Origin of the sequence: Xenorhabdus bovienii, from assembly GCF_024721015.1 — a bacterium.
In the GTDB taxonomy this organism is placed as follows: Bacteria; Pseudomonadota; Gammaproteobacteria; order Enterobacterales; family Enterobacteriaceae; genus Xenorhabdus; species Xenorhabdus bovienii.
On record NZ_JANAIF010000048.1, the window covers coordinates 16,483 to 29,629 of the forward strand.

10 protein-coding genes and 1 pseudogene are annotated in these 13,147 nt (G+C 43.3%); 10 read left to right on the top strand and 1 reads right to left on the bottom strand.

Translation table 11 applies throughout. From position 1 onward, the window contains the following. The 7 genes from tssC to tssH all read left to right on the top strand — a co-directional run bounded on the left by tssC (nucleotide 1) and on the right by tssH (nucleotide 10,134). Nucleotides 1-1,503: a type VI secretion system contractile sheath large subunit gene (gene tssC, locus NXS07_RS13045; RefSeq protein ID WP_258086887.1), complete on the top strand. Its 1,503-nt coding sequence runs from the start codon at nucleotides 1-3 to the stop codon at nucleotides 1,501-1,503. A 165-nt stretch (nucleotides 1,504-1,668) separates the two neighbouring features. Then, entirely contained in the window at nucleotides 1,669-2,172 is a 504-nt protein-coding gene (locus NXS07_RS13050) for a type VI secretion system tube protein Hcp (protein WP_238098436.1), read from the top strand. Nucleotides 2,173-2,263: 91 nt separating this feature from the next. Beyond that, nucleotides 2,264-3,817 (top strand): type VI secretion system-associated FHA domain protein TagH, encoded by a 1,554-nt coding sequence (tagH, locus tag NXS07_RS13055; RefSeq protein ID WP_258086888.1) that lies wholly within the window; start codon nucleotides 2,264-2,266, stop codon nucleotides 3,815-3,817. Nucleotides 3,818-3,876: 59 nt separating this feature from the next. Then, on the top strand, nucleotides 3,877-4,431 hold the full coding sequence (tssE, locus tag NXS07_RS13060; RefSeq protein ID WP_038192053.1) for a type VI secretion system baseplate subunit TssE: 555 nt from the start codon (nucleotides 3,877-3,879) through the stop codon (nucleotides 4,429-4,431). A 19-nt stretch (nucleotides 4,432-4,450) separates the two neighbouring features. After that, nucleotides 4,451-6,325, top strand: a complete 1,875-nt coding sequence (gene tssF, locus NXS07_RS13065; protein ID WP_038192051.1) for a type VI secretion system baseplate subunit TssF — start codon at nucleotides 4,451-4,453, stop codon at nucleotides 6,323-6,325. Nucleotides 6,326-6,380: 55 nt separating this feature from the next. Then, nucleotides 6,381-7,457, top strand: a complete 1,077-nt coding sequence (gene tssG / locus NXS07_RS13070) for a type VI secretion system baseplate subunit TssG (RefSeq protein WP_196244181.1) — start codon at nucleotides 6,381-6,383, stop codon at nucleotides 7,455-7,457. Nucleotides 7,458-7,500: 43 nt separating this feature from the next. Continuing rightward, nucleotides 7,501-10,134 (top strand): type VI secretion system ATPase TssH, encoded by a 2,634-nt coding sequence (gene tssH / locus NXS07_RS13075; RefSeq protein WP_038192047.1) that lies wholly within the window; start codon nucleotides 7,501-7,503, stop codon nucleotides 10,132-10,134. Nucleotides 10,135-10,163: 29 nt separating this feature from the next. Here tssH and NXS07_RS13080 read toward each other — a convergent pair whose 3' ends face one another. Continuing rightward, complete coding sequence (locus tag NXS07_RS13080) at nucleotides 10,164-11,048, bottom strand: IS982 family transposase (RefSeq protein WP_038213857.1); 885 nt, start codon at nucleotides 11,046-11,048, stop codon at nucleotides 10,164-10,166. Between the two features lie 132 nt (nucleotides 11,049-11,180). Here NXS07_RS13080 and NXS07_RS13085 point away from each other — a divergent pair. From NXS07_RS13085 to NXS07_RS13095, 3 genes and pseudogenes are all read left to right on the top strand, one after another. Further along, a pseudogene (locus tag NXS07_RS13085) lies at nucleotides 11,181-11,865 on the top strand (IS6 family transposase). Nucleotides 11,866-11,990: 125 nt separating this feature from the next. After that, nucleotides 11,991-12,497, top strand: coding sequence for a hypothetical protein (locus NXS07_RS13090; protein WP_038218213.1), 507 nt, complete (start codon nucleotides 11,991-11,993; stop codon nucleotides 12,495-12,497). A gap of 281 nt (nucleotides 12,498-12,778) precedes the next feature. After that, the coding region (locus NXS07_RS13095) for an IS6 family transposase (RefSeq protein WP_258086889.1) at nucleotides 12,779-13,147 on the top strand (369 nt) is incomplete at its 3' end.

The following is a 13,147-nucleotide window of genomic DNA, read 5'->3' on the forward strand; positions in this document are numbered from 1 at the left end:
ATGAGTACGACTGAACAAGAAACTGAATTTCAGCAAGAGCCGCTCCCGAAAGAATATACCCCTGATGAACTGAGTGTATTGCTGAATAAAGAATTTCGTCCGCAAAGCGACCAGGCACGAAGCGCTGTTGAAAGCGCAGTGACCACATTAGCACAACAGGCGCTGGAAAATACGATCACAATCTCCGGTGATACCTACCGAACCATTCAAGCCCTGATAACTGAAATCGATAAAAAACTATCACAACAAATTAATCATATTCTGCATCATGATGAATTCCAAACGTTGGAAGGGGCTTGGCGGGGGTTGCATTATCTCGTCAATAACACGGAAACCGATGAAATGTTAAAAATCCGTGTTATGTGTATTTCCAAAAAAGAGTTGGGTAATACGCTAAAACGTTTCAAAGGTGTTAGCTGGGATCAAAGCCCTATCTTTAAAAAGATCTATGAAGCGGAATATGGCCAGTTTGGCGGTGAGCCTTATGGTTGTCTGATCGGAGATTATTATTTCGATCATACCGCACCCGATGTTGAACTTTTACGTGAGATGGCTCAGATTAGTGCCACAGCACATTGCCCATTTCTTTCAGGAGCCTCGCCAAGTGTGATGCAAATGGAATGCTGGCAGGAGTTATCTAATCCACGGGATCTCACCAAAGTTTTCCAAAATACCGAATATGCCCCTTGGCATAGTTTGCGTGAATCAGAAGATGTTCGTTACCTGGGATTGACCTTACCCCGTTTTCTCTCCCGTCTGCCCTATGGTAATAAAACAAATCCTGTTGATGATTTTAATTTTGAAGAGGATACCGAAGGCCCTACCCACAGTAACTATACCTGGGCCAATGCGGCTTATGCCCTGGCTGTTAATATCAACCGCTCATTTAAATTATATGGCTGGTGTACTTCTATCCGTGGCGTCGAATCCGGCGGTACTGTAGAAAATTTGCCTTGCTATACTTTCCCATCCGATGATGGAGGGGTTGATATGAAATGCCCCACCGAAATTGCCATTAGTGATCGCCGTGAGGCTGAATTGGCTAAAAATGGTTTTATTCCACTCTTGCATCGTAAAAATACAGATATGGCCGCCTTTATCGGTGCACAATCACTTCAGAAACCTTCTGAATATTACGACCAAGATGCCACTGCTAATGCAAATCTTTCATCTCGCCTACCCTATTTATTCGCCTGCTGTCGTTTCGCTCACTATTTAAAGTGTATTGTACGCGATAAAATCGGCACATTTCAGGAACGTAGTGATATGGAGAACTGGCTCAATAACTGGATAATCAATTATGTTGACGGTGATCCGACCAACTCTTCTGCAGGAACCAAAGCACGAAAACCCTTGGCTGCCGCAGAAGTACAAGTAGAAGAAATCCCAAGTAATCCAGGGTATTATCACGCTAAATTCTTCCTACGCCCACATTATCAATTAGAAGGACTAACCGTTTCTTTACGTCTGGTATCAAGATTACCTTCATTAAAAAGCGCTTAGTTCTCTAATATTAGGAGTAACATTATCGACCATAATATTATTGTCTTTCATCTTTTATTTCCCATCAACACATAACTGTTACTACATAAATTAAAACCATTGTTCTTCATTCAACGTTATTTATTGTTCATTGTTGTTATAATAAATAGAATTTGAGGTGTAACCATGTCTGATTTCAATTCCATGTATAATACTCATTCTTTCGTCCAATTCGAGGGCATTGAGGGTGAATCGCAAACTAAAGGTTATGAAAAATGGATCGGTGTCCAATTTATTAGTCGTGCCATAATTAACCCTGCTAATGGCTCAACCGATACAGGAAGCTGGGGTTCAGGTAAAGGTTTTTTAAACCATTTCATGCTTCATATTAATTATGATAAGGCAATAAGCGCCTTAGAAAAATACGCTGTCACGGGTAAACATATTAAGACAACAAAAATTCATATACTTCGTTTCATTGGCGATGCTGAACCGGCAATATGGGCTAAATATGAACTTACCAATACTTATATTTCTGAAATAAGCAGTGGACAACCTTCCGATAATGTCATCACGGTTGGCCTAAAAATGAAAAAACTCCAATTAAATTACACACCAGCAGATTATGAAGGTAAAAAACAGGCTGAAACCACCTGGACCTGGGATATGGAAAAAAATGTTATCGAATAATATTCATTATTTGTTTTATTTGCTCATATAATACGACCAATAACCTCTCTTCGGGGAGGTTATTTCCCACCAGAAATAGGCACCTATCATTATGCGATTCACCATTGTTAAAAATATTGGTACAAACCAGCCGCAACAACTGAGTTATGATTTTATGCCGCCCGGTGGCACAATTGGCCGCTCTCCAGATAATAACTGGGTTTTACCAGATGAAGGGCAGGCTATAGCTCGTTTACAGGCCACTGTATCTGTTTCCATCGATGGAGAATGTCGTATTAGTAATCGGGGGGCTGCCTCTGATATTTTGTTAAATACCATCCCCATCGCTCCCGACCGGAAGATTGAAATCCGCGATGGTGATACGTTAAATATCGGTGATTACCAAATCCAAGTCATTAATATTAACCAAGGTTCGAATAATACGAATAGTGTGAACACGCCACCATTGGCAACAATTCGCAAAGATATTCACAGTGAAATTTGGGATGGATTGGAGAATACGTTTACGCCCGATGAAAGCATGCCTCAGACTCCCCAACAAATTGCTAAGACACTCAATGACAATAATCCACTCATAAAATCTCAGCGACATCAGGAACGCAATCCAATAAACCCTCTCGAACAGATGGAAACAATAATTGACCTGGATTCCCTGCAATTCCGAGCCACTGATCCAATCACGATGTTTAATGCAAACACGGATAGCCAGCAAGAAAATATTCTCAATGACAGTACGCCCAGTACCTTATTGCAGCAGGGCAACCAGCGCGATAAACAAGAAATTGATCCCTTGATTTTATTTTCCGATAAACGTCGACGGGGGATTTTGCATGATGAGCCGCTAAACTGGGTGATAGAGAATGCTGAACCTTTGGTCGCACAGGCTAATACAGGCACTTCTGACCCTCAATATGGCGCCAGTGATCCCCCTTTCCACCGTCATAACAATGAACGCTTGGATATCGACCCAGTGACATATCCGCCTAATCCCCATCAACCCGATCAGGTCGGGGATGGTGTTAAATTAGAGGGTAAACTCTTAGTCGCTTTATTGGACGGTATGGGGCTTAATCATCGCCAAAACCTGCAATTTGATGGGCATACCCTGTATAAACTGGGGAAATTACTTAGTCAGTTATCACAAGGCATTATTGCGTTAAATGCGTCACGCACGCAGTTGAAATATGAAACTGATACCGGAGTTGCTCAGATCCTGGTGGATGGCAACAATCCCTTTGCACTTCTTCCTTCGGGTCAAGCGGTGCTGATCCAAATGCTTGGCGAACATATGCCAGGATTTATGTCAGCAGAACAGGCAACACGAGATATTTTAATCGAGTTACAAGCACATCAATTGGGTATGATTGCCGGTTTACGCACTATTACGACAGAGATGTTACAACGATTTGATCCCTTAGTGGTTAAACAAAAAGCACAAGCCGCCGGCAGACTGCCTCGTTTGGCATTATCATCAACGTATAAAGCTGCTTTATGGGATTATTTCACCAAACATTATCAGAAAAATATGGAAAAAATTGAACAGGATCACGCTATATTTGGTGAACAGTTTCGGCAAGCCTATGAGTCAGAAATTATTCGATATAAACACTCACAAAATAAATTAAAGAACAAAGATAAAAAATAACACCCGCACAATGACAACATTTAATAGATAACCGATAATTAATGAGTAGATAAATAATAATGAAAGATAATATTACTTTATTACATGGCGGTTATCATTTTCGAAAACCTCCTGCACGCATAACTGCCAGAGATAGGATGCAGTCTTCTTTGCTTGACAGGCTTACTGACAATGAACCTGATAAGAAAAAAGAAAACATGAACAATTATTTATTATCACACAGAACCTTTCGGCAAAATGTCCTGCGGGATTTACAATGGTTACTCAACAGCATTAATAAAGAGCTTAATCAAGATTTTTCTTGTTTCCCCGAAATACAGCGCTCTGCTTATAACTTTGGAATAGCACCACTGGCGGGTAAAAATATGTCCGATATTGAATGGAGTGATATCCAAAATAAAATCATTAAAGCGATCCATATTTTTGAACCCCGTATTATTCCCAATGAACTGCAAGTTAATTGCATTTCCGATATTCGTTCACTATCTCTATACAATACATTGTCCATCGAAATAAAAGGATTTTTGTGGTGTATCCCCTGGTCAATAGAATTTTTGTTTCGCAGTGACCTCGATCTGGAACACGGTTCTTTCACCATGAAAGAAGCCGGATAAAAAACCTGAGAGGAGAATCATGGATAGCAAACTATTGGAATACTATAACCGAGAGTTGGTGTACTTACGTGAAATGGGTAAAGAGTTTGCGGAACGCTACCCCAAAATTGCCAATCGATTAGGCATGCATGGCATTGATATCGCCGATCCCTATGTTGAACGCCTGATAGAAGGGTTTGCTTTCTTGACTTCCCGCATCCAGTTAAAAATGGATGCCGAATTTCAGCATTTTTCCCAGCATTTACTGGAAATGCTCTATCCCAATTATCTGGCTCCCACCCCTTCCATGGCCATTACAGAACTCCAACCAGACATGAGTAAGGGAGATATCAGTCACGGTTTTCTGGTGCCACACGGCTCGATTATGCGCTGCCAATCTCTGGAGAACGATGGCATTACCTTGCAATATTCCACGGCTCAGGATGTCATCTTACAACCGCTGAAACTACAAAAAGTGGAGCTTGGCAAGATCCCCGCCAATTTCCCTCTGGTGGGTTTAAACCTTCATCACTATGGTGCAGTCAGTGCATTACGTATCCGCCTTGCCTGTAAGGGAAAGTTCTTTCTCCACGATTTGGATCTTAATAAACTGACCTTTTTTCTTTCAGGGCCAGATATTCAATCCCAGAAACTGCTGGAACTGATGATGGAGCACTCGGTTGGGATGGTATGCCAAACTCAGGGGGCCTCCCCACAATACCTGACATTGCCTGATATTGCTCCACATCATGAAGGTTTTGATGATGAGCAAGCCCTCTTACCCAATGATCCCCGTAATTTCAGTGGATATCGCCAGGTTCAAGAATATTTTGCCTTTCCGGCACGTTTTCGATTTTTCAGTATTTGTGGTATGCAACCTTTGCTCAAGGAGACCAAGAAAGACGTTGAATTCGAATTTATTCTGCTCTTAAACAAAACCGATAGCAGTTTGGAAAGCCTGATCGACACTTCCTATCTGGCATTGAACTGTACGCCTGTGATCAATTTATTCCCCAAAATGTCCGAGCGGGTGACGGTTGATGAAAGTACCAACGAATATCATCTGGTCGTCGATAACACCCGTCCATTAGATTACGAAATTTTTTCCGTGCAACGTTTACTCGGTATCGATGCACAACATAAACAAGAGCGTATATTTCGTCCTTTTTGGTCAACTAATAGCGATGACCCTGATAATTACGGTGCCTATTTTTCACTGCGCCGGGAGCCACGCATATTGTCTGAACACGCCCATCATTATGGCACCCGCACGAGCTATATCGGCACAGAAACATTTATCTCTATTGTGGATGAACATCACTCCCCGTGGCCTGATACATTAAGATATCTGAGTGCCGACGTGATGTGTACTAACCGAGATCTACCCGCAATGTTGCGGCAAAAAGATATCAATAGCTTTGCCATGCTGGACTCCATCCCTATCAGTAAAATTGAGTTTATTAAAAGGCCGACCATCCCTCGCCCTGCTCTGGCTGAGGGGGCTGTATCATGGAAATTAATCAGCCAGCTTCAAATTAATTACATGAATTTTATGGATCAAAACCAAGAAGAAGGTACCCAGGCACTACGACAGCTATTAAGTCTCTATGCCGACCTTGCTGAGCCAGCAGTCGTACGCCAGATTAATGGCATACGACACTGCTCATTAAAAGAAGTCTATCGTAGAGTGCCCGATACTGGCCCTATCGTTTTTGCCCGTGGTGTCAGCATTAAACTCGAAGTCGATGAGCAGGAGTTTGCCGGCGCCAGCCCGTGGCTTTTAGGCAGTGTGCTGGAAAAATTATTCTCGCGTTTGGTCACCATAAACGCCTTTACTGAAATGACACTGTATAGCCAGCAACGTGGACAAGTTGGCTTCTGGCCTGCCCGCATGGGCAGCAAGAAGTTAATATAAGTGATGTGTGGACAAGCCCACAAAGTAACAATGTGCGAGAAGATGGGGATTGAATATGAAAACAGATATTACGGCCATTCATCGTGTATGCCGTTTGCCAGAGTATTTTTGGCAACAACTCACCCAAGCCCCCTGGCAATTTGATCTGTTCCAGACCCTACGTCGCATTGATGCCCAAGCGGGAGGGTATTACCGATTAGGGACAGCCCCATTACCACGCTATGAACTTTTGCGCTTGGGGCAAAAAGCGTCAATGGCATTCGCACCTTCCACAATTTCCACAGTCCATCAGCTAAAAAATTCAAAACTCTACGAAGTGCTTATTTACAGCTTCGGATTATTTGGTCCCAATGGCCCATTGCCTCTGCACCTGACTGAATATACCTATTCACGGGAATATAATTATCAAGATCCCACTTTGGGTGCCTTTACCAATCTATTTCACCATCGGCTGATACTCCTGTTCTATCGAGCCTGGGCCAATGCACAACCTACCTCATCATTAGATAGACCTGACAACCAGAAGTTTTGTCATTATCTGGCTTGCCTGATAGGGATGGGATTGTCAGCCCAGCAGAATTCCAACCCGGTCAATCACGATAACATTATCCGTAACTCTATTAACAATCATGCCCGTTACGCGTTGTCCGGCCATCTTTCCCGCCAGAGGCATAATGCGGAAGGGTTGAAAAAAATAATGCTTTTTTATTTCAAGGTTCCCGTAAAAATTATCCAAAATATCCCACAATGGTTGCAGATTGAAACGCAAGATCAGGCTCGACTGGCAGCAGGGCGTCATGTGCCCTGTTTAGGTAAGTCCGCCATTTTGGGCATTGCAATACATGATATTCAGCATAAATTCCGTATTGAACTAGGGCCATTAACTCAGGCAGAGTACGACATGTTTCTGCCTGAACAGACGAAATCTCAACAAGTGCGTGAGTGGGTTTATCAATACTTAGGTATCGAGTATGGCTGGGATATTAGGCTGATACTTGATAAATCAGACATCACCGAAATGCGCCTGTCAAAAACGGGGAAATTGGGACTCAATAGCTGGCTGGGTAAGGTTAACAAATCAAGCCATTATGATGACTTAATCTACAACCCTAAATCCTGCAAGACACATTAAAACCTATTCCTCCCTCAACGCCAATATTGCTGCGGGTATATTTATGCCAGAAATCAGCCGTTCTGTACTCTTTGGTAAACTCAATCGTGTACTCTTCACCTCACTGGAAAATGCGACAACTTTCTGCAAACTACGCAGTAATCCTTATGTCGAGTTAGTCCATTGGCTGCACCAGCTTATGCAGCAACAAGACTGTGATTTACAATCGGTTATCCGTTACTTTGCATTAGATGAAGCCAAGCTGGCAAAAGATATTATTACAGCACTGGATCGCCTGCCACGTGGAGCTAGTGCGATTTCTGATCTTTCCGAACATATTGATAGTGCCGTAGAGCGTGCCTGGGTATATGGATCATTAAAATTTGGTGTTGACAAGATCCGCACCGCGCACTGGCTGATTGGTATGTTAAAGACTTTCAATCTGTACAATACCCTGAAAGCCATTTCCCGACAGTTTGAACAAGTCAATGCAGATACGTTAATAGATAATTTCAACGCCATCTGCGGCAACAGCAGTGAAGAACCGGAGAATGAATCACCCTCTCATCATTCCCAACCGACAAAACCACAATCCTCTGACAGTGCCCTGCGGCAATATGGGCAAAATCTCACTGATCTGGCTCGCCATGGTGATATTGATCCCGTATCAGGACGCGATGAAGAAATACGCCAGATTGTCGATATCTTGATGCGCCGCCGCCAAAATAACCCCTTACTGACCGGTGAAGCTGGGGTCGGAAAAACCGCCATCATTGAAGGGCTGGCATTGCGGATCGCCGCAAATGAGGTGCCTCCACCACTGCAAAATGTGCAACTTTGGCTATTGGATATTGGGATGTTACAAGCCGGGGCGGGTATCAAGGGCGAATTCGAATCCCGCTTGCGCAGAGTGATTGACGAAGTGCAATCCAGCCCCCTTCCGATCATTTTATTCATTGATGAAATCCATACATTAATTGGTGCAGGCGGGCAACAGGGAACGGGGGATGCTGCCAATTTACTTAAGCCCGTACTGGCACGTGGTCAGTTACGAACGCTTGGAGCAACCACCTGGTCTGAATACAAGAAATATATTGAAAAAGATCCGGCCCTCACCCGGCGTTTTCAGGTCGTCCAAATTCATGAACCCGATGAAGCCAAGGCACTTTTGATGCTACGCAGTTTGGTCAGGACGCTGGAAAAACATCACCGTGTTCTCCTACTGGATGAGGCCGTTGAAGCTGCCATACGGCTTTCCCATCGCTATATTCCCGCTCGTCAGCTACCCGATAAGGCTGCAGCTCTATTAGATACGGCATGCGCCAGAGTTGCCATTAGCCAACACGCTGAACCACCACAGTTGGAAAATTGCCGACATAAAATCGATGCCTTGAAGATTGAGCTAGAAATTGTTGAACGAGAAGCAAAAATGGGGATAGGCGATCAGCAACGGTCAAATACCATCCTCAATGCGCTATCCCTATTGGAAGAACAACGTATTCAATTGGAAAACCACTGGCAGCAAGAACTCTCCTTGATTAATAGAATTATTCATCTGCAAACTCAACTTTATGAACCCCCCTTTCATCAACAACAGCATAATGATCCCAATGCCCTGCATGCAGAACTGATAGCATTGCAACAACAATTAAAAATGTTGCAAGGAGAGATCCCCCTTATCTTTGCTTCGGTAGACAGCAATGTTGTTTCCGCCGTTGTCTCAGACTGGACGGGGGTTCCTCTTAGCCGCATGGTAAAAGACGAAATTAATGCGGTATTGCATTTGGCGGATACACTCAACCAACGAGTTATCGGGCAGTACCATGCTTTGGAGTTGATCGCAAAACGGGTACGAACTTCACGGGCAAAATTGGATGATCCCAATAAACCGGTGGGGGTGTTTATGTTATGTGGCCCTTCCGGTGTCGGTAAGACCGAAACCGCGCTGGCATTAGCGGAAACGCTATATGGTGGCGAACAGAATCTGATCACCATTAATATGAGTGAATTTCAGGAAGCCCATACGGTATCCACTTTAAAAGGGGCACCACCAGGGTATGTGGGTTATGGTGAAGGGGGAGTATTGACCGAAGCCGTGCGCCGGCGTCCCTACAGTGTGGTCTTACTGGATGAAATTGAAAAAGCCCACTCTGATGTCCATGAGATTTTTTTTCAAGTCTTTGACAAGGGTTGGATGGAAGATGGTGAAGGCCGCCACATTGATTTTCGCAATACCATTATTATCCTGACATCCAATATTGGGGCTGATTTGGTGAGTTCGCTGTGTTTACAACAGGCTTCTCTTCCAGATCCAGAAAAACTGAGTACCGCATTGCGAAAACCCTTACTGCACGTATTCCCTGCTGCCTTACTCGGACGTTTGATTGTCATTCCTTACTATCCATTGAGTGATAATGTGATGACAAGTATTGTTCACCTGCAATTGGCAAGGATCAAAAAACGTTTACTGGAAAACCATGACATTGTAGCCACATTTGATGAACCCATGATTAAATATATCGTTGGCCGATGTACAGAAATCGAATCAGGTGGCCGTATGGTAGATGCTATCCTGACCAACTCCTTGCTGCCGCAGATCAGCCAGCTCTTGCTCTCTGCTAACGCGAATGGTCAGCAATATCATCAATTACAAGTCTCTCTCGGACAAGGTGAGTTTCAGTTCCAGTTCATGGAATGAACTTGTGATTAAGAGAATATTTATTAACCTCAGCTTCGTTTAAAGATAGCGATTTCATTATCCCGTAGATTCAAGCTCGGTTTTTTAGGTTGGAATGTATAAGCAATAAGACCGGCAGCAACTTCCAACAAAAAACCGAGCTGACTGCGATGCCTTGAATGCTCTATCTGAGAAATATTTTTGAGCTGGTCGACGACCGTTTCTATCAAAAATCTCCGTCTTAACATCAACCTATCCCAGAGAGATAATGCTTTGGTTTTCATGTTACTCCGGACATTGGTGATTAACGTGATGCCTTCCGCTTCTAACTCATCGCATAAAGCCTGGGATAAATACCCCTTATCACCATACAAACATCCTGTTAGTCCTTTTGTCAGCGCTCTGACTGGCTGACGATCATCCTGGTTTCCTGTGGTGAGTTTCACGGCTAACAATTCACCGCAATCATTGATAACCAAATGAAGTTTAAAGCCATAAAACCAGCCTGTACTCGTTTTACCTCGTTGTGCCATCCCTTCAAATACGCGATGACGGGGAATACGAAGATTGTGACAAACAGCAATTTTGGTAGAATCAATAAAAGCAATCCCTTGAGTTTGCGCCTTACGTGATGAAAGAAAAGCGCATAAAGGAATAAGCGCCCTTTTCTTCAGGGTGAGGATACGAGTATAGCTGACTAATCCGGGAAAATCGGCTGTAAAATATTGTTTTACATGTTCAATATAAAATGTTTTAAAATCACGATAATGACTCATATGAAATAAAATGAGGATCATCATGACTTCACTGAGAGAAAGGGATGCCTCACGGTGCCGTTTACGTAATCCATTTTCAATGAGTTGTTGATGCCAGAGAGGGATAAATTTTTGGCAAAAGTCATCGACGCAGCAGTAAAGTTCTTCTAAATTATACATGCCTGAGGGTCTCCACTATTTTGTTTTCTTTAGCAAAAACGTTGATCGTGCCTCAGGCACTTTAGTTCCCTTCCCTTAAGCGAAGCTCAGGTTAGGTAATATCTCACTTATTTGTTGATAAAGGTGTCGTCAATGTCGTTGATACGAAAAGCCTTCAAACGGTTGCATTATCCCGTTGATATCATTGCCCAGTGTGTCCGTTGGTATCTGGCCTATGCCCTAAGCCTACGCAATCTCGAAGAGATGATGACCGAGCGAGGGATACGTGTTGACCATTCTACCTTATACCGTTGGATTATCAGGCTCACACCATTACTGGGTAAAGCCTTTCGTCGACATAAACGTCCCGTGGCTCGTCGCTGGCGTATGGATGAAAATCAAAGGGCAATGGCGTTATCTTTACCGGGCTGTGGATTCAGACGGCAATACGGTTGATTTTTTGTTGACCGCCCATCGGGATAAGGAGGCCGCCTTGCGTTTCTTTAAGAAAGCAATACGCCAGCATGGACAACCCGACGGGGTGACGATGGATAAAAGTGGTGCCAATAAAGCCGCAGTGGACGAGTTAACCAAGGAAAAAACAAAGGATAACGACATCATTATCCGGCAAAATAAGTATCTTAATAATCTGATTGAACAGGATCATCGGAATATCAAACGTCGGATACGGCCAATGTTAGGTTTTAAATCGTTTCGCCGAGCCCAAACGATTTTAGCGGGGATAGAGCTCGTTTCGATGCGGCGTAAAGGGCAATACTTACAACCCGAAGATAAGACATTGTCACCGGCAGAGATATTTTATCGATTGACTGCATAAATAGTCATCATTCCCACCTCCGTACAAACTTTCTCTGTTAATGCGACAGAACCTAAAATTCACATAGTAGGTAAGCTAACTGACCAATATCACTACAGTGTAGGTATATTTTTTTGGGGGCTCATATGGCTTTTACGAGTAAAGTCCAGCTTATAAGCATATATCCAGACGCACATATGTACATCACATCAACCTTTTATGATGGATATACAATAAACGAATTCACTGTTGCTTGTCATGGCGGAGCGGATGGTCTTCTTATAGATGGACATATCTGGTCTCCTGATACAGTGGCTGAATGTATTCAATCATGCACAACCGTTTATTCACTGCATAAAATCCACATACTTGCCTGTGGTTCGGCGAATTATGATATCGCCTCTACCGCAGCAAAAATATCATCAATAATACGAGATACTGAAGTTAAGGGATATGTAGGCTCAGTTTATATTAATTTCAGGCATGAGGAAGTTTATCAATATTATTTAGCTAATGGGAATAATTCCGCTTCTATCGAAAGATATCTTGAAAGAGCGGCAATCGGTCGAATACATACAAATAATGTTAATAATTATTACTGTATAGTATTCAAAAATGGCATGATGGAAAGGTGGGAAGCACTTGAAAGCTGAAGCGGGATTTTCTGTATTTATAATTCCCCCAATCTCTGACCCTACGACATATGCAATAAAAATAAGTTAGTTACATAAATGGAATGATTATCCCGTATGTAACAGATGACTGATTTTCTCTATTTCAAATCGGAGAAGAAATTGCCACTTTGAATAAATGATCTTGTGCTTGCACAGATATATCAATACACAGTGTCAGTTGTCTTCTGAGTAGATTAGGATTAATAAACATGGTTCTGGTCATCAGGTAAGCTTCCCTGTTTTTGAGCGAGTCCAGAGTGATGTCCCTGATCCGAAAAGCGTTCAAACGTCTGCATTATCCTGTCGATATCATTCCTCAATGTGTTCGTGGGTACCTCGCTTATGCCTTGAGTCTGCGCCATCTCGAAGAGATGATGGCAGAGCGCGGCATTGGGGTCGACCCTGCCACGATACATCGCTGGGTGTTCCGTTTGGTGCCCCTGCTCGGCAAGGCTTTCCGACCTCGCAAAAAGCCCGTTGGCTCCCGATGGCGAATGGATGAAACGGACATTAAAGTCAAAGGCCAGTGGAAATACCTTTACCGGGCGGTCAATACCGACGGTCAGACGATTGACTTCCTGCTGACCGCTCGCCGCGATGCAACGGCAGCCCGGCGTTTTTTCCGTAAA

Bases quoted from the DNA above. Each gene is read 5' to 3' on its own strand.
- tssC (WP_258086887.1), top strand. From the start codon at position 1: ATGAGTACGACTGAACAAGAAACTGAATTTCAGCAAGAGCCGCTCCCG.
- NXS07_RS13050 (WP_238098436.1), top strand. From the start codon at position 1,669: ATGTCTGATTTCAATTCCATGTATAATACTCATTCTTTCGTCCAATTC.
- tagH (WP_258086888.1), top strand. From the start codon at position 2,264: ATGCGATTCACCATTGTTAAAAATATTGGTACAAACCAGCCGCAACAA.
- tssE (WP_038192053.1), top strand. From the start codon at position 3,877: ATGAAAGATAATATTACTTTATTACATGGCGGTTATCATTTTCGAAAA.
- tssF (WP_038192051.1), top strand. From the start codon at position 4,451: ATGGATAGCAAACTATTGGAATACTATAACCGAGAGTTGGTGTACTTA.
- tssG (WP_196244181.1), top strand. From the start codon at position 6,381: ATGAAAACAGATATTACGGCCATTCATCGTGTATGCCGTTTGCCAGAG.
- tssH (WP_038192047.1), top strand. From the start codon at position 7,501: ATGCCAGAAATCAGCCGTTCTGTACTCTTTGGTAAACTCAATCGTGTA.
- NXS07_RS13080 (WP_038213857.1), bottom strand. From the start codon at position 11,048: ATGTATAATTTAGAAGAACTTTACTGCTGCGTCGATGACTTTTGCCAA.
- NXS07_RS13090 (WP_038218213.1), top strand. From the start codon at position 11,991: ATGGCTTTTACGAGTAAAGTCCAGCTTATAAGCATATATCCAGACGCA.